Below are 20,661 nucleotides of genomic sequence, written 5' to 3'. Positions count from 1 at the left end.
TTACCTTTATGAAAAGAGTCTCATAAAAGGATAAATAGAATAAAAATCATGGTATCTGATTGGAAAGGCAACTTTATATACTAGACAAAAAACAAAGAGCAGAGAACAATAAACTCTGCTCGACCCAATATGGTGAGATTCATAAATACATAATCTGAAATTCATTTAGATTCCAATGTTGGCGCAATCTTGATTCTTGTTTATTATATATAAAATATATATAAAAAGTCAATTGGATTTTACATTATAGGTACTTTATCTGTAATTCTGGTTTATGTATTGACACATTGGAAAAAATGTATTATATTACTAATTGAAAAGAGAATGAAGAGTTCTTGGTTCGCTGCTCGAAAGGAGTGAACGCTTATAGCAGCCATTTTATTAAAGAAAGGTAAACAAACGTCGTTATTGGCCTAATTGGATTAATAATTGAAAGCATTACATGTGCTTTTACGATAGCTATGTTTAGACACATGTCTAAGTAATACATAGTTAAAAAGGAAAGAACACCACTCTGTTTTGGTAGACTAGTGGTGTTCACACTTCAGTTAATTCTTTTGGATGAACCAAGATAACTCTTAGTTCTCTTACTATACTTATTATACATCACAAATGCAGAAAAACAACTGCAATTTCCTTTATTTTTAGCCATAATAAAAATATTTGATCTAATATTTACGCAGCAAAGATGAAATCATTACCAAGGAGGTGAACTATTTGAAATTATCCATTGAATTTGTACTGGAGAAAAAGGAATTTGCCTTAGACTTCCGCCGCACGTTCCTGGCGCTCTTAAAGAAATGCCTGACCGAAGCGGATGATGGAAAGCATATGAAAGAATACTACGAGCCAGGGCAGGAAAAAGACTTTACCTTTGCCGTCTTTTTTTCAGAGCCGACCTTTCATAAGACCCATATCGAGCTGAAAGCGGCGCGCGGCAAACTACTTTTTTCCTGTGCGGAAAAATTCACAGGCTACCTATTTTTCTCCGCGTTTCTGGAGCAGATGAAAAAGCCGTTTCCTTTAGAAAATGGAAACAAGCTGACGATTACATCTGTGAGGAAAGTTCCCGAACCGGAGACTAAAGAAAAACAGGCTATGGTAAAAATGCTCAGCCCCCTTTGCGTACGGGAGCACACAAGAGAAGAAAACCGGGATCAGTATTATACCTATGAAGAAGAAACCTTCCTGGAAAAGGCAACCTATGTAATAAAAAACAAATTGATCCGTGCAGGTTTTTCCGACGAACTGAGCAGCACGTTTCAAATTACGCCGGTGAACTGCAAAAAGACGCTTGTGGAATTTTATAAGCGAAAGGTTCCATGCAGCCTGGGATACTTTCTTTTGGAAGGGGACAGGGCCATCTTGAACCATCTTTTAAGAGCCGGTATTGGGAGCAGATGCAGCGCCGGTTTCGGAATGCCGGAATTGAAGTAGAGGAGGAGAACAGTGAAAATCAAGCTGGAAAATCAGAAATATGATACGGCGCTTTTCCCTACAGAATGGCGGTATTCAGCAGCGATCGTAGGGCTGGTGCGGTACTTCAAGCAGCAGGGGATTGACTTTGAAATGGACTATACATATGATGGCTGGAAAGGAATTGCGTACAAGCAAGAGGATTTAACAGAAGAAAGGCTCATTGATTTTGCGGAAGCCTATTATGGACAAGCTTTTCCCCATCGAAAAGCAGAGAGTCTTTTAAACATGGAAGAATGGACGGAAGAACAGATCAAGCTCGTTAACGAGAATCTAAAGGGAAATACCATCTTGAAAAAGACAGTCAAAACCAAATTTGACAGTACAAACCAAGAGGAACTTCTCGATATCCTGCAAAAAAACAGGGCAGTAATTATTAGAGATTCCTTTAAGAACAAGAAAAATATGTATGCTAAATTTGCCAATACAAACTTGTTTCTTACAGAAGGAAACCCACATTGCAGATTGCAGGGGTACACCATAGACGAAGGAAGGAAAACCAAAAGCCTTTCTTTTAACTTTGAGGAAAATGCTTTTCAGGGCACAGACATGCAGGAATTTGACTGGATCCCATTTGCCTTTACCGATACTTACGAAAGTTTCTTTATTAACAACAACGGTTCGGTCAAAAGCTTGTGCCACACTGCGAACCAGTTGCAGGAGATTATGGAAAAATCCAAAGAAGAGAAAGAGGGAGCTCGTACCATACTCTTGAAATCGATGGCCAAAGCCCAAGACTTTATCGACTTTGACGTGGAAGTGATCAGTAAGAGCCAGGATCATGAATATTTTGAGTCGCTGTTCATCCGCAAGCAAGCGCTGGATGCGCTCAGGAAAATTTCGGATCTATCATTATTGCGCTTTAGAACAGATTTGGCGCCGGATTATTGGCTGGATGTGCAGAAAGAGGTGGTGGATTGCTGTATAAACCAAGTGTCACTGGACAGCCTGATTGAAATCTTGCTCAAAGTAAAGGAGAAGAAGGGAATCGGGTATCTGAATGTTGTGATCAGTCTATTGATCGAACTGAATTTAGAGTGGGGTGAAGAAATGGAAAAGGAAAACAAAAGAAAGAATATCTACATAGCTAAGGGTTGCGCTGAAAAAACAGTGAAAAAACTTCGCAGCGAAAAAAAAGAAAACAAACTGGATTCCTACAGAAAAAAACTGATTAGTGCCATTGTTTTCCATGATTACGACCGGGTCAATGAAATTATTCTGCAGCTGTCCGCATATGCGGAAATTTCATATCCGTTTGCCTATTCTCTGTTTGAAGACGGAGAGGGAAACAAGGAAGTGGCCTTTGCATTTGCCAATGGGCTTGATTCAAACAGCGAAGAGAAGAAACAGGAGGGAAAATAAGATGAAAAAAGCATTAACCATGACTGTCGTTGCCAATATGACCAGCAATTATTCCGAAGGACTGGGAAACATATCTTCCGTGCAGAAAGTTTTCAAAGAACAGCATGTTTTTGCCATGCGAAGCCGCGAAAGCCTGAAAAATGCAATTTGTGTGCAGGCAGGCTTGTACGATGACCTTGAAACATCTGTAGATGGAGCTGCGCAAAAGCTGGTTTCCGAAAAAGTCAACGCCGCTACTTGCAGGGCGTTAGAAGGCGGGTACATGTCAACAAAAGACCTTACCTATATAAGAAACAGTTCCTTCTATTTGACCGACGCCGTAGCTTGCGATTCCTTTATCAATGAGACCCGTTTCCACAACAACTTGTATCTGGCCTCCAACAATGCGAAAGCCAATGGCGTAAACCTGCAGGATAAAGATGGCGCGGGTAAAGCCGGTTTGATGCCGTACCAGTATGAGTACGACAAATCCATGAAACTATACAGCCTGACCGTTGATTTGGAAATGGTGGGAAAAGACGAAAATTTCAACGCTGAAGCCGATGCTTCGGAAAAGGCGGATCGCGTACTGGCCTTACTGGAAGCGGTTAGAAATTTGTCATTGGTGGTCAAAGGAAACCTGGACAATGCGGAACCCCTCTTTATCGTCGGTGGAATGTCCAATCGGAAAACCCATTATTTTGAAAATGTTGTGCGAGTAAAAAATGGCGCCCTTTCCATCACAGAAGATTTAAAAGATAAACTGTCAGAAGATTTTCAGTGTGCGCTCCTCAGAGGGGACAATTTTGTCAACGAAGATCAGATCGTAAAAGAGCTCAACCCTGTTTCCATGAAACAATTCTTTGACACGTTGTCAGGCCAAGTCAAATCCTACTATGGGATATAAGGAGAGCGCTTATGGAAGCAGTAAGATTAAAGCTGAGACAAGCTACCGCCAATTACAGGCGTGAGGAAACGGTGGACAACAAGATGACTTACCCGCTCCCTCCCTTCTCCACGGTTATTGGCGCTCTCCATAAAGCCTGCGGATACAGGGAATATCACCCTATGGACCTCAGCATTCAGGGCAATTACGGTGCGCTGAAAAAGAAAGTTTATACAGATCATTGTTTCTTAAACAGAACGGAAAATGATCGCGGTATTTTAGTGAAGATGATAAATCCGGATCTGCTTTCAACGGCTTATGTGGAAGTCGCCAAGGCTAAAAAGTCACAAGGAAATGATTTTTACCAAGGGGTTACGATTGAAGTAAAAAATGAGGCATATTTGCAGGAATATCGTAACTTGAAGGATTTGAAAAAGCAGATTTCGGATTTTCGGAAAGAACGCATTGCCGAAAGTTTTCAGCCCAAATTGAAAAAGCTGAAAGCTGCTTTGAAGGAACGCAAGAAAACCTACAAAGATGATGCGTTACGACTAGCTCAAATAAAAAATAGGGAGAAAGAACTTACAGCACTGGACAAACGAGTGAAACATAGGCTGCAAGAATATGAGGAGCAGAACTATACAATCCCCTACTCTCATTTTCGTACCCTGACGAAGGGCCCCAAATATTATGAGATTTTGACTGAAGTGGAGCTGGTAATCCATGTGCGAGCGGAGAGCCAGGTTTTGCAGGATATCCTGGAGCATATCTATGACTTAAAAGCCATTGGGCGAAGTGAAGATGTGGTGGAAGTCCTGGAGGCGGAGTTGGTGGAATTGAAAGAAGTGAAACGTGCTGCTAAGAGCTTATACCATGGATACATATCAACAAAAGCAGTAGATGAACGTTTGATCTGGGAACAGAAACGGGATGTTGGAGGAGTAGCTCAAGGGACGAGGTACTTTCTAAACAAGGATTATAAAATTGTGGATGGAAAAAGGATTTTTAACAAGAAAGCGGTTGTCTACACCTCTAATTACTATGTAAAAGCGGGAACTTCACACAGTGATATTTTTCTGGATTGTTTCGGAAGTGAGCAAAAAGATGCCTATATTGTCAATTTTATTTAAAGGAAGGAAATAAAATGCTGCCAGACCACTTATTGGAAGATTCCTTAGCTAAATCGAAACCTGCGCAATCAATTCGAGAACACACAGATCTAGTAAAACATGCAGCCCAAAATCTAATTGATTTGGGCTGTATTCGCAGTGACCACGTTGCGGAACTTTTGCTGATTGCATGTGAGCACCATGATTATGGAAAAATTATTGGAGAGTTTCAAAGAAGAATAAAAAAGGGATACCCTTTCAATGAGGCGAGAGAAGTAGCGCACAATATTCTGTCCTATTTTTTTCTTGGAGAAGATGAATTCAACAATATGGAAGATTATTATATCGTGGCCGCAGCGGTTTTATATCATCATTGCCGTGATAGTATCTCACATAACATGAGCGAAAAGAGTGATTTAATCGATGCGCTCCTGGAGCCATATCAGGAATATATAAAAAAAGATTTATTTATTAAGGATGCAGAATGTTATGAAGTGCTGCGAGAGCGCCACCCTGACGCCATTTTAGTCAAAGGCCTTTTGCACAGATGCGACTACAGCGCCAGCGCGGGAATCGCCTGCGAATATCCCCATGATTTTCTCGAACAGGACATGGATGCCTTGCTGAAAAGATGGCAAAGTAACGACACAAAGGCAGACTGGAAGGATCTTCAAATATTTTGCCTGGAGCATAAAGATGAGAATTTGCTCATAACAGCGCCCACCGGAATGGGCAAAACAGAGGCCGCGCTTCTGTGGATCGGCAACAACAAAGGTTTCTTTGTGCTGCCGCTGCGCACAGCCATAAACGCCATGTATGACAGGATTCAAGAGGAGATCATACGAGGGAAAAAGGACGAATGTCTGGCTTTGCTGCACGCAGACACGATCAGTTATTACCTGAATCAGAAGGAAAGAATCGATGGTTCAGAGGACCCTTTGGAATATTATACCCGCAGCCGCCAGATGGCGCTGCCGCTTACCATATGCACGTTGGACCAGCTCTTTAATTTCGTGTATAAGTATCCCGGCTATGAGTACAAGCTGGCCACCTTGTCATACTCGAAAATCGTGATCGATGAAATCCAGGTATACAATCCAGAGCTGTTGGCTTACCTGGTTTTTGGTGTACGATGGATCAAACAGATGGGCGGAAAAGTAGCGGTGCTCACTGCAACCATGCCGCCCTTTGCCAAACAGAAGCTTGCGGAGGCATTAGAGGGCGACTTTGTGGAAGCCGATTTTTCCCATCAAGGGAAAGACCGCCATAATATAAAGGTGCTCGATAAGGCTTTGAATACAGAAGATATAACGGATTTGTTTGAGAAGATGAAAGCTGGCCATTGCCGGGGAAACAGTATTTTAGTGGTATGCAATTCCATAGAAATCGCGCAGCAGATGTATGAGCAATTGTCCAAGAAACTTGATGAACAGGATGCGGAGGTCAATCTCCTACATAGTAATTTTACGCTCGCAGATAGAAAGCAAAAAGAAAGCAATATTTTACAAGACGGTAAAACTGGAGAAGGTGGGGATAAAATAAAGGTTTGGGTAGCCACGTCCATTGTCGAGGCCAGCCTGGATATTGATTTTGATTATCTTTTTACAGAGTTAATGGATCTGTTTTCTCTTTTCCAGAGATTGGGGCGCTGTAACCGCAAAGCAGAAAAGCCGATAGACCAATATAATTGTTACGTTTATCTGGAAAAGCAGGGAGCTGTGATGAAGTACGTGGACGAAACCATTTTTCAGTGTTCCAGAGACGCGCTTTTAGCAGTAGATGGCATTCTCACAGAACAGGAAAAGACTGCCATGATTGAGCAGGCTCTTTCCGTAAAAAAGCTGGAGAACAGCGACTATAAGAAAGAATATGAGCGAATTTATGACTACATCGAGGACTTGTATGTTGGAGAAAAGGATGAAAGAGAGGCAAGGCTGCGGAATATTCAGTCTGTGACCGTCATTCCCGGCCCAGTGTATAAAGCAAACGAACCCTTCTTTACGGAAAAACAAAAAACATTGAAAGAGGGGCGTTTGTCGATTGAAGAGAGAGCTCACATTCGCGATGCCATTTATCAGCATACCGTTTCCATACAGCGGTATCGTTATGAACAATCGGAAACGTTCGGTGAAATCGCGCTCAGCAGAAAAGAAAAGTTGCCGATTCTCGATTGTGAATATACAAAGGAGCAGGGCTTGGGCATAAAAAAGCGTGAAAAAAAGGCAGCTCCAGACCCATTTATATAAGGAGATCTAAAAATGGATGATGATAGCAGAATTACTGGCGTCATGGTTTATTACTATTTCGTCTGTAAACGAAAACTGTGGTATTTCAAGAATGAGATTCAAATGGAGCAGGGCAATGAAGCGGTCAAAATTGGAAAGATCCTGGACGAATCTTCTTATGGCAGAGAGAACAAACACATGAATATCGACCAGACGATCAACATTGATTTTATCCGGGAAAGCAATATTTTACATGAAGTTAAGAAGAGTAAGAAGATAGAAGAAGCTTCTGTCTGGCAAGTAAAATACTATTTGTATTATTTGAGGATGAAGGGCCTGGAAGGTGTGACTGGAAAGATTGATTACCCTCTTTTGAAAAAATCCGTTGCCGTTGAGCTTGAGGATGAGGATATCCGGGAGATGGAAGAAGTCCTTGCAGATATAAGGAACGTTATTGGGCAGCCCTTGCCGGATGAGGCGAAGAGAAAAAACATTTGCAAATCGTGCGCATATTTTGATTTGTGTTTTATTTAAAAGCAGGTGTGATATGAACAGAAGCTATTATATTTATTCAAATGGCAAGCTCTCGAGGAAGGACAATACCTTACAGTTTGTCAACAGCGAAGGCGAGAAACGGGATCTACCGGTTGAGCAGATCGAGGACATCTATATTATGTCTGAAATGACCATCAACACGAAACTTTTAAACTTTGCCGCGCAAAATGGGATTGTTTTACACTTTTTTAACTACTATCAGTTTTATACAGGAAGCTTTTATCCAAGGGAACAGCTTTTGGCCGGACGGCTTTTGGTGAAGCAGGTGGAAGCTTATTCGGATTTTGAAATACGGCTTGATTTAGCAAAAAGGTTCATTCAGGCAGCCTCCGCGAATATCTATCGGAACCTGCGCTATTATAATGGGAGAGGAAAGGATCTGGAGCTCCCAATGAAACAGATCGACCATCTTCGCGGCCAAATTGATAGGCAGTTGGGGATAAAAGATTTGATGGGGATCGAAGGGAATATTCGCAAGATTTACTATAGCACTTGGGAAACGATCATTGATCCGGATATTGATTTTGAAAAGCGTGTCATGCATCCGCCTGATAATCGCATCAACAGTCTGATTTCATTTGTAAACTCTTTGATTTATACAAAGGTATTGACAGAAGTTTATCATACCCAACTAAATCCAACGATCAGTTATTTGCATGAACCAGGGACAAGGCGCTTTTCTCTCTGTTTGGATTTGGCGGAAATTTTCAAACCGCTGATTGGCGACCGATTGATTTTTTCTTTGCTCAATCGAAAACAGATCACGGACAATAGCTTTATGGCTGATTTGGACGGGCTCAAATTAAAGAAAGAGGCTTCTCAGTTGATTTTGTCGGAATTGGACGAGCGCATGAAGAAAACGATTAAGCACAAGGAGCTGGGAAGGTCGGTATCCTATCAATATTTGATCCGCCTGGAAGCCTACAAATTGATCAAGCATTTGCTGGGAGAAAAAGAGTATGTTGGATTTGAGATTTGGTGGTAATTCGGCAGGTTGTAAAGGGGGAATGATGAATGTACATTATCTTGGTATACGATATTGTTGTTGACGATGAAGGAAAGAAAATCCTACCCAAAGTGTTTAAATGCTGTAAGAAGTATTTATCCCACATTCAAAATTCCGTATTTGAAGGGGACATGACGAAATCGCAAATCATGGCTTTAAAATTGGAACTGCAAAAGCTACTGCGAAAAGAGAAAGATTCCCTGATCGTGTTCTCCAGCAGGGATCAAAAGTGGCTGAGTAAGGAATTTTGGGGAAAAGAGGATGATAAAACCTCTAAATTCTTATGAGGGATGATTCAACAGGGACAAAATCATCGAAATCTAAGAATGGTGAAAGTTTGTCGACCTGTGATCGTGTAAAAAAGCCCGGGGGTCGACAATGCTTCGATTATTCAAATCCAGACGCATAATGACTAGTTTATATGCAGCTAATCTTGAAACATTGAAAGTGAAAAGTTATGGGTCGACAAAAAGAGTAGGGAAAAGCATTGATATTAGCCGGTTTTAGAGCTATGGAATTAATAAGTACCAGATTGGAATATAAAGCCACCGGAGTGGCTGCTGCTGATCGGCTGCTCTCCAATTAATAAGTACCAGATTGGAATATAAAGATTGCTATTGACATTACAAAGCCTCATAGTGTCTACGAATTAATAAGTACCAGATTGGAATATAAAGAAAGAAGAAAAAGAGTTGTTTGCGCCATTCGGATATTAATTAATAAGTACCAGATTGGAATATAAAGAGATTGTACTTTTGCCAGTAAGGGATTAGAGCTTCAAATTAATAAGTACCAGATTGGAATATAAAGGCATCAGGAACATGCCTTCTTCCGTTTCCTCCCCGAAATTAATAAGTACCAGATTGGAATATAAAGGACCTTCGCTTGTAGGATACCGCAAAACTAAAAACCAATTAATAAGTACCAGATTGGAATATAAAGATGGACTAAGAAACCAATTTTTCAAGCCAAACTTGAATTAATAAGTACCAGATTGGAATATAAAGTGATAATTCCTTTCTCCGCCGTCCTGGCGGTATAAAAAATTAATAAGTACCAGATTGGAATATAAAGTGAAGAGAATCAGAACAATCGACCAGGCCTATGACGAATTAATAAGTACCAGATTGGAATATAAAGTTGAGCTGATGATTAGCACCAACATGACGCAACTTCAAATTAATAAGTACCAGATTGGAATATAAAGGATACAAAACCTGCTGAAAAACATCAACGATACCAAATTAATAAGTACCAGATTGGAATATAAAGCATGACCAGGATTCAGCGCCGGCGGGCGAGGCAGAAATTAATAAGTACCAGATTGGAATATAAAGTATGGACAGCTCCAGCGTGCGTCAGACGGTGCTTAAAATTAATAAGTACCAGATTGGAATATAAAGGATTGGGAGAACGCTGAGGGCTTTCAATGGTCCATGAATTAATAAGTACCAGATTGGAATATAAAGTAACCAGATACACAGCAAACTCAGCTGGGATATCAACAATTAATAAGTACCAGATTGGAATATAAAGAATTACGGAACTGACATCATCGACAACACCGACAAAATTAATAAGTACCAGATTGGAATATAAAGTTGAAATTCCAACGATAAATTTGCACGACAGTGCAAAATTAATAAGTACCAGATTGGAATATAAAGGATCGTCTATCACGCCAACCGGCATGGTGATGATTCAAATTAATAAGTACCAGATTGGAATATAAAGGATCGTCTATCACGCCAACCGGCATGGTGATGATTCAAATTAATAAGTACCAGATTGGAATATAAAGTTGAAATTCCAACGATAAATTTGCACGACAGTGCAAAATTAATAAGTACCAGATTGGAATATAAAGCTCACAAGATGCACCGGAGCCACGCCGACATAGACCGAATTAATAAGTACCAGATTGGAATATAAAGAATATGACCGCTGCAATTATAACAATTAGTGCAATAAATTAATAAGTACCAGATTGGAATATAAAGACTTGAAGAAGAAATGCAGCTTTCTGAGATTGAAAAAATTAATAAGTACCAGATTGGAATATAAAGACCGTTGCCACCCTGGGTCGTTGCGTCTTGTCTCAAATTAATAAGTACCAGATTGGAATTTAAACTTCAGATAGTTCATTCCCTCCAGATCACTAATATAATATAAAGTTTGGTCATTTTTGTGTACAAGCTAAGATGTTCCCTATTAATATATATCATATTGGAATGTAAATCAGATTATAATCTTCCTATTTTTGCAATTTTAACATGAAATAAATTCCAGCTTAGAATATAATTCGCACGATTAAAGGATGAGATCGTAGCCAGGCAATTTTGGCATAATTGAGATGCGTCCAAAGGAAACTCAGTATGGTCATTAATAACAGCGTGCGCATAAATGCGTAAAAGACGGCTAATATTATATTTTAAGCAGTTCTAATACCAATGACATGGGGAGATAAACAGCAGCGTCCACACGTAGGGCGGCTCGTTAGCCTGAGCCTACAACCTGATGCAGCTTGGCTAAAAGGTCAGCTTGGTCAATAATTTTCATTTTTATTGATACTACTTTAAACTAACGAGGGGGAATTTACTTAAAAACTGTCAATTGTTAATGATTTGCTGGTGAATTTTGATAGTTTCATGGATGGCACGATCCCGTTAGGCTGATAGCTCGAGATAAAATATAAAAAAACGACCTTTTCTCAAAAGATATTGATCGTGGATGTTCATTAAGAGGTTACTTGCTGTCGCCGTTTGTCGCCCGTTGCTTTCCGTCGCCGCACGCACCCACTGCCGATTGTTTTGCTGAGTTCGAATGCTTGGACTTAGCTCTCGGATGACAGAAATTTGTATCTTACCCCCTACAAACCCATCCCTATCGCTTAGTCCCAATCCTTAATGACATCCACAGGTGTCAGTTTTTTCAGCTGAGACATGAAGGATATGCAATCATCAGGCAGTACGCCAGAAGCCATCAACAAAAAATTCCCGTCGAGGTATAGTTTTCGGTTCTCTTTGTTGTGAAAACCCAGATTTTAAATAAAGGATATATTAAACGATGCCCGTTCTGCCATCGTCCACACCATTTGGTACAAAATAATAAAGAAGATGAGGTCGGAAGCGCTGGAAAGCACGGCGATTATGGAAATCATAATTTACATAAAATATCAGCAATGCTTTCTGCATCAGCCGTTTTGATTGCTGCGTTAAGCCTGCCAGCATCAACATCTTCCAATAACTGTGCTCCTTCCCGTTCACCTAATCTCTAAGCATTAATCTCTCTCTTTTGAACACCTCATATTTTCAAGGGGATGCTCTTTGCAGCTTGACCGCTTCTTCCCATTCCTGCTCTGTCAAGGAACGAATTACCATCTTGAACCCAACTTGAATGTACATCATTTTTCGCTCTAATTTCATAGAAAATTATTATTAAACTCTATATTCTACCTCCAAAAACAGCAAATTGATAACGATAAAAAGCAATTTAATTTTAAAAATACTGCTTTACATTACAACTGGTTGATAGATTTTAATAAGGTTAGATGGCTGCAAGGCATTGCAGGATAAGCTATTGTCTATTTTTTATTACGTAGGAAATATCGTTAGCGATTTTTCCGGAGTATCAACAAAGTCTACTTCTTTTAAGAATCGACGAAGCTGACTTTGTTCTTACAAAAAGAAACAGGAGGCGAAGAATGAAAGGATATGACGATGTGTACGCTGAATTAAAAGGGCGTACCGGTACGGCGCCTGAAATTGAACAGGAATTATGCAGGCGGATTGCTGAAATTGAGACCACCGGGTCGGTCGTTCCGGAACTGACCAAAATGGATTGGGTTATTACTTGGATCCTGATCGCAGTAGGAACCGTATTGCCCATTGCGTATTACGCCATCAAATTAGGAGTTTACATGTAGGAGGAAGGAAAATGGCAAATTTTAATGCAAATCAAGAATCCCAGTTTGGATTGCTGCCGATTTTAAAAGGGGAACGACAATATAATATTTTTGACAATTCCTGTGTAAATGTAGGATTGGCCATTGCGTCCTGGTGCTTCATGATCGGTGCATCGATGGCAACCTTTGCAGGATTCTGGACCTGTCTTTGGGGAACCCTGGCAGGAAACATGATTTCCGTGCTGGTAATGACCTGGATGCCATGTCTGTCAAGCTCAAAATACGGCATCGATGGATATTCAGGCTGTATCAGTTTCATGGGAGTCAAGGGGAAGAACTTTATTTTGGGGTGTGTTGCAATCTTCATCGTAGGATGGGTTATTGTATTGTCCACCATGTTCGGAAGATCCATCTCCAATATTACGGCTGCATTTGTTCACGCAGACAGCATGAGCTACACCTTTACCACGATTATGTCCATCATCTGCGTGTTCATTATGTTTCTCGTAGTTTGGAAAGGGCCGGTCGTTATTAAGAAGTTCAACAACATTGTGGCGCCGATGATGATCGTAGTAATTATCATGCTCTCTATCGTTTTGACGGTGAATATCGGATGGGAAAATATCGTAGCGGCAGAACCGACAGCCCCGTATCCGAGCAAATGGGTGAATTTTTTGGTAATCGTAGAGTTAAATTTCGGCGCAGGCTTGTCCTGGTGGCCTGAGATGGGCGGACTTTCCAGATTATGCAAAACTTCAAGAGCCGCATATTGGGCCAACCTGGTCGGTCTGGTACTGGCGGCGACCATCGCAACAGCAGTGGGAACAGCGGCATGTCTGACCCTTGGTACCGATGATCCGACAACCTGGATGCTCAAACTGTCAGGCGTTACACTGGGCGTTCTTGCACTGCTTTTTATCGCCATCGCAAACATTACCTCGGCTGCAACAGATACGTATGCCCTTTGCCTGGGACTGAAAGGAACGAAGCTGCTGCAGAAAGTATCCTGGGGAAAATTGTCGGCGTATTCAGTTTGATCGTGGCCATATGTCTGGCCTTGGGCGCTGATTGGATCTACGACCACTTCTATATCATGCTGGGCGTAACATGCGTTTTCTACGTGCCAATGACAGCCATCGCAGTGGTGGACTATTTCCTCTTGAGAAAACAAAAATTGGAAATGCGTTCGTTGTTCAATATGACGGAGACCTCCAAATATTACTTCTGGGGCGGAATCAATTGGGTAGCGCTGATTATCTTCATCGCAGCGGCACTATTCTATCTGGTATTCTTTAACCCGGCAACACTTGTCGTACATAAGCCATTTGTTTATTTCACCGCATCCGTCGGTACTTTTGTACCGACGGCAGTAATTTACTGGTTCTGCGCTAAGTCGTTCCTGGTGAAAAAAGGAGTCGGCGGATACCCAAGCCTATAGACATCACAATTAAAATAAGCGCCCTGAGACTTGAAGTCGTTTCAGGACGCTTGTTTTTTCGAAAAGCTTTAAAGGGGCAGAATCTCTACCCAGGCATCCAGATAATCATGTGGACGCTGATCAGAAGGCGAGATATCCGATGTGAGAAATTTGCTTAAAACCATGCCCGTTTTATAGCCGCGCCCGTGAAGCTCATCCAGATGTTCTTTCAGATTATTGGAAGCAGGCGCGCCGTAATCGGTTTCCAACAGAAATTCGATCCACGGTGTTGTGCTGTCGGTATTTCTCCATAAATACTCGTGATTTGGATTATGATTGTCATCGATAAAGATTCCATCAGCAAAATGCATATCCTTATCTGGAAAGAAAACGATCCCCATATAAGAATTCATTAGATAATCGTGGAGATTTTTCCCATTATCGTTCCATTGCCATTTGATGATGGCAGTGATATCCGGTATACTGAACTTGTATTTTTGAGATTGTTTCAGTTGAAAATATTTTTCCAACTGTTTATCTCGGTGCTGGATAAAATGAATATTTTTGTGGATCTCTTCCAATTGTTTCAAAAGAGCTTCTTTCGCCTGCTGGTAACAGCTCTTTTCCCTCAGCGCTCCGGCTTTTTTGATCGATTGCATATCGAGGATGGACAGCCCCATGGTTTTATAGGTCAGGAGATCTTCAATCTCAGTGATTGCATAGCGGGAATACTCCCGGTATCCATTCTCTTTATTGCGTATGGGGTGGAGCAGGCCTTTATCCTCCCAATACCGCAGTGTGGATTTTGGAATGTTAAAGATCCGGGATACCTGTTCAATGCTCAAATTTTCGGGAAATGTTTCGTTGAATTGATACATAAGGCAGCCTCCTTTATAATTTTAAGGTGTCCCTCTTATTATATATCTTAAACCCGACTTGAAGGCTAGTTAATTTCTTCCTGTTTTGCCCGTTTGTTTGTGGAAAATCGGTAGAAAAGGCATCTTTTCATTAAAAAAATTAATATGAAATAGCAAAGAAATTACAAAATTAAGGATTGACCTTGCAGCTGCTTGATGGTTTTTAATAGGATTATAGCAATCATTAACCAGGAAGGAGACGCGCGATGGCATTTACTTTAAAGAGCACTGCAGTGATCGACGGCAAAATTGCAGATCAATATGGCAGCTGCGGCGGCGATAACATTGATGGGATTCCCCAGCTATCCTTTCCTCTTGAGTGGAAAGGAGCACCCAAAGAAACGAAATCTTTCGTTCTCTTATTTCAGGATTTTGACAATTTTGCAGAGGACGGATTTTCTTTTCTCCACTGGGCTGCAGCCGATATACCGGCAAGTACGGTGTCTCTGCCGGAGGACGCAGGCCGTACGGAAGAATGGCTGGTCCAGGGAAAAAACGGATGGATTTTGGAACAGCCGCATGACAAACCCATTTGTAACCGATACGGAGGTCCGGCGCCTTTGGCCGGATGTCACGAGTATGAGATTAAGCTATATGCGCTAAGCGAAAGTTTGGGCATGAAACCAGGCTTTTATTATGGAGAGCTTCGGAAAAAGATGAGAGGCAAGGTTCTTGATACAGCAATTTTGTGCGGAACCTATGAGAAATAGCAAGGAGAAAAAGCAAGATGAAGACCACATTACGAAAACAAGTGCTGGAGAAAAGACCAGTCAATCAGGACCTTATATCCGAAGAAATGCCGGAGATCGGTCTGATAGCAGTGGATAGCCCCAACGACCCCAAACCGGATATTAAGGTAGAGCAGGGGATAATCACCCAGATCGACGGTACAAAAGCGGAAGATTTTGATTTTATTGATTTATATATTGCCAAATACGGTATCAACGCGGCCGTGGCAGAAGAAGCCATGGCAATCGATTCCCTCCAGTTTGCCAAGATGCTGGTGGACGTCAATGTACCGCGGGAGGAGATTCTGCGACTGGCAAACGGCATGACTCCGGCCAAACTGGTGGACGTACTGAAACGGCTCAATATCGTGGAGATTATGATGGCACAGATGAAAATGCGGGCCAGGAAGTCTCCTGCCAATCAAGCCCACGTGAACAATGTGCAGGACAATCCGGTTCTGATGGCCGCCGATGCAGCGGAAGCAGCACTAAGGGGATTTGCAGAAGAAGAAACCACTTGCCTGGTTGCAAGGCTGGCACCCTTTAATGCTATGGCGCTGCTGGTGGGAAGCCAGATCGGAAGACCGGGCGTCATTACTCAGTGTGCGCTGGAAGAAGCGACAGAATTAAAAATTGGCATGAAAGGCCTGACTTCTTATGCGGAGACTTTATCGGTTTATGGAACGGAAGCTGTTATGTGCGACGGGGACGATACCCCCTGGTCGAAGGCTTTCCTTTCGGCCGTTTATGCCTCCAGAGGAATGAAGATGCGTTTTTCCTCAGGAACTGGTTCGGAAGTTATGATGGGCGGAGCAGAGGGTAAGTCCATGCTCTATTTGGAAGCCCGCTGCGTATGGCTCACCAAAGCCTGCGGCTCTCAAGGGGTACAAAACGGTTCTATCGACGGGACTCCATTGTCCAGCGCCATGCCTGCCGGCATCCGGGCCATTGCCTGCGAATGTCTGATGGCGTCCATTTTAGGGCTGGAATGTGCCTCCGGAAACGATACCTATTTTTCCAATTCGGAGATGCGCAGCCTTTCCAAGATGATGATCCAGCTTTTGCCGGGAACTGACTTTATCAATTCCGGCTACAGTGCCGTTCCCAACGTGGATAACAGCTTTACCGGATCCATCTTGGATTGTGACAATTATTCCGATGTCTATATGGCCCAGCGGGATTTCATGGTGGACGGCGGCATTCATCCGGCGGCGGACCAGCAAGTCATTAACGTACGAAGGAAGGCGGCCAGCGCCATGCAGGCGCTTTTTGCGGCCTTTCATTTTCCGGAGATTACCGACGAGGAGGTGGAGGCTGCCGTCTACGCTTATACCTCTGCGGATATGCCGAAACGTAATATAGGGGCGGATATTCAAGCGGCCAATCGAATTATGGAAACGGACTTTAATGGGTTTGACATTGTGCGGGCTTTGTATCACAATGGTTTTCAAGATACGGCAGAGAGCATTTTATCTCTGCTGAAACAGCGGATTGCAGGAGACTATCTGCAGACATCGGCTATTTTCGATGAAACGTTCCACGTTATCAGCGCCATTAACAATGGCAATGATTATGCAGGGCCGGGCAGCGGCTATCAGATCAGTGAAGCGCGCTGGGCGAAAATGCAGGAACATATGGAAAAACTCCGGCCGGATACTTATTTGGAAAAGAACCCTCAGGCAGAAGGCCTTACGATCACCGAAAAGGGGACTGCCGCCCATGGAGCAGATGCTGATGAAGTGGTAATCGCCTTATCCCCATCCTTTGCAGAATCCCAGACCAAAACTATGACGGGAATCCCCCATCATGATATTCTAAAGGAAATGACAGCCGGTATCGAAGAAGAAGGTATGAAGTGGCGTTTTATCAAGGTACATGATTCTCCGGATCTGGCCAAGATCGCCAGCCAGGGTTCCCGCCTGTCCGGGAGCGGTATTGCCATAGGAATTCAGTCCAAGGGTACGACCGTGATTCATCAAAAGGATCTGGTGCCTTTGGATAACCTGGAACTGTTTTCACTGTCTCCGCTTTATACGAGGGAAACCTACCGCAGCATCGGCAAGAATGCGGCAAAATATGCAAAAGGAGAAAATCCAACGCCCCTTCCAGCCATGTGCGACATGAGCGCAAGACCATATATGATCAAAACCACCATTTTGCAGAATGCGGAGGCTGGCGTCGTTAAAAAGGATAAAGCGCCGACAGAGCTGGAAATCCGTATCGATTGAGGAGGAAAGACAGATGGAAAGTAGAAAAAAGAATCCCGCCTATCCACTGATGGAGCAATGCCCGGAATTGGTCAGGCCCATGAGCGGCAAGGCTATCCATGAAATTAATATGGAAAACGTGCTCAATGGGGAGCTGACGATGGAGGATGGCAGGATCAGCAAGGAGACGCTGCTGATGCAGGCGAAAATCGCAGAGGATGCCGGGTACCGGCAAGTAGGAAGAAATCTGACTAGAGCAGCTGAGCTGGTGGCCATTCCCGATACTCTGGTGCTGGAAGCTTACAATGCGCTTCGCCCTTATCGCGCGGAAAAACAGGAAATCCTGCAGTTTGCAAAGGAATTCGAAGAAGAATACGGTGCCGCCGATACTGCTGACTTTTTGCGGGAGGCGGCGCAGATCTTGGAGCAGAAGCACATGCTGAAAGGCAACCGGGACGAATAAACAAGGAGAGGGAACCTTATGAAACGATATGCTGCTGGAATTGATGTGGGCAATGCGACGACAGAGGCGGCGCTGGGCTGTGTGGATGAGAACGGATTACTACAGGCAGTGGTCAGCGGCATCTCGGGAACCACAGGCCTGAAAGGAACAAAAGAAAACAAAAGAGGCATCCTCCATGCGCTCAGCGATGCCTGCAGTAAACTGGGGATTTGTTTAAAAGACATTAACGCGTTATATCTAAATGAAGCAACTCCGGTCATCGGTGATTTTGCCATGGAAACCATCACCGAAACCATCATCACCGAATCGACCATGATCGGACACAACCCGGATACGCCGGGCGGATTAGGTCTGGGAGTGGGAATTTCCATTAGACTGGAGGAACTTCCGGGAGCTGACAGAACTAAGAATTATATCGTTCTTGTGGATGATGGCTTTTCCTTTGATGAGGCTGCGCTGCAGATGAATCAGGCGCTGGAGCAAGGCTGCAAAATCGTCGGTGCCATCGTACAAAAAGACGACGGCGTACTCATCGCAAACCGTGTGAAGAACATGATCCCGGTCATTGATGAAGTAAGGTTGATTGAAAACATACCGCTGGGCGCGCTATGCGCTGTAGAGGTGGCAGCAAAGGGTGCTTCTGTGGAGCGGCTTTCCAACCCTTACGGCATTGCCGGTATCTTTTCCTTGTCGCCGGAGGAAACGGAGCATGTCATCTTTGTGGCAAAGGCTCTCATCGGCAGCCGTTCCGCTGTGGTTTTGAAAACTCCCAAAGGCCAGGTCGAGGAACGGATCATTCCTGCAGGAGAAATTATCTTTTGCGGAGAACATTATGAAAAATCCGTGGCAGTGGATGCCGGTGCTGAGGCAGTCATGGAAGCACAGGAAAAGGTCGGTGTTCTTTTGGATGTGAAGGGAAGCGCCGGAACCAATGTGGGCGGAATGCTTTCATCCATTAAGGCCACCATGGCGCAGATTACAGGCCAGCAGCAGGACACCATCCGGATCCAGGACATTCTGGCGGTGGACACGATGGCCTCTCAAAGCGTTGCCGGTGCTATGGCCGGAGAATACACGATGGAACATTCGGTTGCCATCGCAGCAATGGTGAAGACGCACAAGCTGAACATGGAGCAGCTGGCCTCGGAGGTGACTGAAGCAGCAGGCATCCCCGCATCCATCGGCGGCGTGGAAGGGGATATGGCGGCCAGGGGGGCCCTGACTACCCCCGGCACAGATACGCCGATCTGCATTGTGGACATAGGAGCCGGCTCTACTGACGCCTGCTATTTTGATAAAGATGGCTATAAACGGACCGTTCATCTGGCAGGTGCCGGGGATATGGTTTCAGCCATGATCTGCTCCGAGCTGGGACTGGATTCCATAGAAGAGGCGGAAAACATCAAAAAATACAGATTGGCCAAGGCAGAAAGCCTTTTTTATATCCGATATGAAGACGGCAGCGTGGAATTTTTCCAAAAGCCCCTGGAAAGCCGCCTCTTTGCCAGGGTAGCAATTGTTCGGGATGGGGAGCTGATTCCGCTGGAAACAAGACATTCCATGGAACGGATCCGCCAGGTCCGCAGAGAGGTGAAGCAAAAAGTGTTAGTGGAAAACGCTTTGCGAGCTTTGAAAAAAGTGTCCCCTACAGGCAGGCTCTATGGTCTTTCCCATGTGGTGCTGCTGGGAGGATCTTCGCTGGACTTTGAATTGGCAAATATGCTGACGGAAGCCCTGTCCCATTATGGCATCACAGCGGGCAAAGGAGACGTCCGCGGCTGTGAGGGGCCGCGCAACGCCGTAGCCACAGGGCTGCTCCTTTCCGCATTGGAGGAAGAACATGGATAGAGATTACAGAATCGGCATTTTTTATACCGAAGAAACACTGCGATGGCTTTCAGAGGCAGTATCTGGTGGTATCGAAGAGGAAGGTTTGCTCTTTTCCCTGCAAGGCTTGTCCGATTGGGATGAAAATGCGGGTCCGGAGCAGTTTGTGAATCAGGTATACGAGGCATGTTGCCGCGCCCCGCTGGAGATTGCCATCGGCGTCTGCCGGGATGAAATTTTTCTGTGCCATAAAAAGCTGGAGAAGACGGAACGGCTGTTTTCCATAAAAACGGCGGACATGGACGCTGAAAAGGCAAAACGCTTTGGACAGAATGCGGCCAGACTGATCATTTGCAGGCCGCTTTTGGAGATAGGGATATAGAGGATATCGTTTACCCAACTTCGATTAGTGAAAGTAGTATAACACTGTGAGGGTTGAGCTTATAATTTAAGGTTACTGTAGTTTCCTGCGTATCAATGAGTTGAAAGTTGACAGTCGGCGCTGTGGCCTGATTAATACTGTCGAGAACTTCTTTAGGCTGATTTGCCGGAAATTTTAGAGCCGATCGGTGTTGAAACAGGCAATGTGCACTATCTAAG

17 protein-coding genes and 1 CRISPR repeat array are annotated in these 20,661 nt (G+C 43.6%); of the genes, 16 read left to right on the top strand and 1 reads right to left on the bottom strand.

What is annotated here, in order from left to right:
* The first annotated feature begins 717 nt into the window (after nucleotides 1-717).
* The 11 genes from cas6 (at nucleotide 718) to LG211_RS10665 (ending at nucleotide 13,940) form a co-directional block, all read left to right on the top strand.
* Complete coding sequence (gene cas6 / locus LG211_RS10715; protein ID WP_269477490.1) at nucleotides 718-1,437, top strand: CRISPR-associated endoribonuclease Cas6; 720 nt, start codon at nucleotides 718-720, stop codon at nucleotides 1,435-1,437.
* Nucleotides 1,438-1,449: 12 nt separating this feature from the next.
* Nucleotides 1,450-2,838: a type I CRISPR-associated protein Cas8a1/Csx8 gene (cas8a1, locus tag LG211_RS10710; protein WP_269477489.1), complete on the top strand. Its 1,389-nt coding sequence runs from the start codon at nucleotides 1,450-1,452 to the stop codon at nucleotides 2,836-2,838.
* A gap of 1 nt (nucleotide 2,839) precedes the next feature.
* The gene (gene cas7i / locus LG211_RS10705; RefSeq protein WP_269477488.1) at nucleotides 2,840-3,724 is read left to right on the top strand and encodes a type I-B CRISPR-associated protein Cas7/Cst2/DevR; all 885 of its coding nucleotides are present in this window, start codon (nucleotides 2,840-2,842) and stop codon (nucleotides 3,722-3,724) included.
* Nucleotides 3,725-3,735: 11 nt separating this feature from the next.
* Entirely contained in the window at nucleotides 3,736-4,833 is a 1,098-nt protein-coding gene (gene cas5 / locus LG211_RS10700) for a CRISPR-associated protein Cas5 (protein WP_269477487.1), read from the top strand.
* A gap of 14 nt (nucleotides 4,834-4,847) precedes the next feature.
* Complete coding sequence (gene cas3, locus LG211_RS10695; protein ID WP_269477486.1) at nucleotides 4,848-7,058, top strand: CRISPR-associated helicase Cas3'; 2,211 nt, start codon at nucleotides 4,848-4,850, stop codon at nucleotides 7,056-7,058.
* 12 nt (nucleotides 7,059-7,070) lie between these two features.
* Nucleotides 7,071-7,571 carry a CRISPR-associated protein Cas4 gene (locus tag LG211_RS10690; protein WP_269477485.1) on the top strand — a complete coding sequence of 167 codons (501 nt, stop codon included), beginning with the start codon at nucleotides 7,071-7,073 and terminating at the stop codon, nucleotides 7,569-7,571.
* Nucleotides 7,572-7,584: 13 nt separating this feature from the next.
* The gene (gene cas1b / locus LG211_RS10685; protein ID WP_269477484.1) at nucleotides 7,585-8,577 is read left to right on the top strand and encodes a type I-B CRISPR-associated endonuclease Cas1b; all 993 of its coding nucleotides are present in this window, start codon (nucleotides 7,585-7,587) and stop codon (nucleotides 8,575-8,577) included.
* Between the two features lie 29 nt (nucleotides 8,578-8,606).
* Nucleotides 8,607-8,885, top strand: a complete 279-nt coding sequence (gene cas2, locus LG211_RS10680) for a CRISPR-associated endonuclease Cas2 (RefSeq protein ID WP_269477483.1) — start codon at nucleotides 8,607-8,609, stop codon at nucleotides 8,883-8,885.
* A 228-nt stretch (nucleotides 8,886-9,113) separates the two neighbouring features.
* Nucleotides 9,114-10,729: a CRISPR direct-repeat array (repeat unit 30 nt; unit sequence AATTAATAAGTACCAGATTGGAATATAAAG).
* Nucleotides 10,730-12,301: 1,572 nt separating this feature from the next.
* A complete protein-coding gene (locus LG211_RS10675) occupies nucleotides 12,302-12,523 on the top strand; it encodes a hypothetical protein (protein WP_148396285.1) in 222 nt (73 codons plus the stop codon).
* Between the two features lie 11 nt (nucleotides 12,524-12,534).
* Complete coding sequence (locus LG211_RS10670; protein ID WP_269477482.1) at nucleotides 12,535-13,539, top strand: purine-cytosine permease family protein; 1,005 nt, start codon at nucleotides 12,535-12,537, stop codon at nucleotides 13,537-13,539.
* A 2-nt stretch (nucleotides 13,540-13,541) separates the two neighbouring features.
* Nucleotides 13,542-13,940 (top strand): cytosine permease, encoded by a 399-nt coding sequence (locus LG211_RS10665; RefSeq protein ID WP_269477559.1) that lies wholly within the window; start codon nucleotides 13,542-13,544, stop codon nucleotides 13,938-13,940.
* Nucleotides 13,941-14,008: 68 nt separating this feature from the next.
* On the opposite strand, the gene LG211_RS10660 is transcribed toward LG211_RS10665, so the two are convergent.
* Nucleotides 14,009-14,797, bottom strand: a complete 789-nt coding sequence (locus tag LG211_RS10660) for a MerR family transcriptional regulator (RefSeq protein WP_253019973.1) — start codon at nucleotides 14,795-14,797, stop codon at nucleotides 14,009-14,011.
* A gap of 245 nt (nucleotides 14,798-15,042) precedes the next feature.
* Between LG211_RS10660 and LG211_RS10655 the strand changes: the two genes are divergently transcribed.
* From LG211_RS10655 to LG211_RS10630, 5 genes are read left to right on the top strand one after another with little or no spacing between them, the layout of a single operon-like run.
* Nucleotides 15,043-15,546, top strand: a complete 504-nt coding sequence (locus tag LG211_RS10655; protein WP_269477481.1) for a YbhB/YbcL family Raf kinase inhibitor-like protein — start codon at nucleotides 15,043-15,045, stop codon at nucleotides 15,544-15,546.
* A gap of 17 nt (nucleotides 15,547-15,563) precedes the next feature.
* Nucleotides 15,564-17,792 (top strand): propanediol/glycerol family dehydratase large subunit, encoded by a 2,229-nt coding sequence (locus tag LG211_RS10650; RefSeq protein ID WP_465250797.1) that lies wholly within the window; start codon nucleotides 15,564-15,566, stop codon nucleotides 17,790-17,792.
* Between the two features lie 13 nt (nucleotides 17,793-17,805).
* The gene (locus LG211_RS10640; RefSeq protein ID WP_269477480.1) at nucleotides 17,806-18,234 is read left to right on the top strand and encodes a diol dehydratase small subunit; all 429 of its coding nucleotides are present in this window, start codon (nucleotides 17,806-17,808) and stop codon (nucleotides 18,232-18,234) included.
* An 18-nt stretch (nucleotides 18,235-18,252) separates the two neighbouring features.
* A complete protein-coding gene (locus LG211_RS10635) occupies nucleotides 18,253-20,082 on the top strand; it encodes a diol dehydratase reactivase subunit alpha (protein ID WP_269477479.1) in 1,830 nt (609 codons plus the stop codon).
* Nucleotides 20,075-20,443 carry a glycerol dehydratase reactivase beta/small subunit family protein gene (locus LG211_RS10630; RefSeq protein WP_253019970.1) on the top strand — a complete coding sequence of 123 codons (369 nt, stop codon included), beginning with the start codon at nucleotides 20,075-20,077 and terminating at the stop codon, nucleotides 20,441-20,443. Before LG211_RS10635 ends, LG211_RS10630 begins: the two co-directional genes overlap by 8 nt.
* Nucleotides 20,444-20,661 lie beyond the last annotated feature (218 nt).

Source organism: Hominibacterium faecale (assembly GCF_020734085.1).
Classification (GTDB): Bacteria; Bacillota; Clostridia; order Peptostreptococcales; family Anaerovoracaceae; genus Hominibacterium; species Hominibacterium faecale.
This window is presented reverse-complemented; position numbering and strand designations above follow the sequence as displayed.

What these genes read in the sequence shown, in the direction of transcription:
- cas7i (WP_269477488.1), top strand. Translation starts at nt 2,840, where the DNA reads ATGAAAAAAGCATTAACCATGACTGTCGTTGCCAATATGACCAGCAAT.
- cas5 (WP_269477487.1), top strand. Translation starts at nt 3,736, where the DNA reads ATGGAAGCAGTAAGATTAAAGCTGAGACAAGCTACCGCCAATTACAGG.
- cas3 (WP_269477486.1), top strand. Translation starts at nt 4,848, where the DNA reads ATGCTGCCAGACCACTTATTGGAAGATTCCTTAGCTAAATCGAAACCT.
- LG211_RS10690 (WP_269477485.1), top strand. Translation starts at nt 7,071, where the DNA reads ATGGATGATGATAGCAGAATTACTGGCGTCATGGTTTATTACTATTTC.
- cas1b (WP_269477484.1), top strand. Translation starts at nt 7,585, where the DNA reads ATGAACAGAAGCTATTATATTTATTCAAATGGCAAGCTCTCGAGGAAG.
- cas2 (WP_269477483.1), top strand. Translation starts at nt 8,607, where the DNA reads ATGTACATTATCTTGGTATACGATATTGTTGTTGACGATGAAGGAAAG.
- LG211_RS10675 (WP_148396285.1), top strand. Translation starts at nt 12,302, where the DNA reads ATGAAAGGATATGACGATGTGTACGCTGAATTAAAAGGGCGTACCGGT.
- LG211_RS10670 (WP_269477482.1), top strand. Translation starts at nt 12,535, where the DNA reads ATGGCAAATTTTAATGCAAATCAAGAATCCCAGTTTGGATTGCTGCCG.
- LG211_RS10660 (WP_253019973.1), bottom strand. Translation starts at nt 14,797, where the DNA reads ATGTATCAATTCAACGAAACATTTCCCGAAAATTTGAGCATTGAACAG.
- LG211_RS10655 (WP_269477481.1), top strand. Translation starts at nt 15,043, where the DNA reads ATGGCATTTACTTTAAAGAGCACTGCAGTGATCGACGGCAAAATTGCA.
- LG211_RS10650 (WP_465250797.1), top strand. Translation starts at nt 15,564, where the DNA reads ATGAAGACCACATTACGAAAACAAGTGCTGGAGAAAAGACCAGTCAAT.
- LG211_RS10640 (WP_269477480.1), top strand. Translation starts at nt 17,806, where the DNA reads ATGGAAAGTAGAAAAAAGAATCCCGCCTATCCACTGATGGAGCAATGC.
- LG211_RS10635 (WP_269477479.1), top strand. Translation starts at nt 18,253, where the DNA reads ATGAAACGATATGCTGCTGGAATTGATGTGGGCAATGCGACGACAGAG.
- LG211_RS10630 (WP_253019970.1), top strand. Translation starts at nt 20,075, where the DNA reads ATGGATAGAGATTACAGAATCGGCATTTTTTATACCGAAGAAACACTG.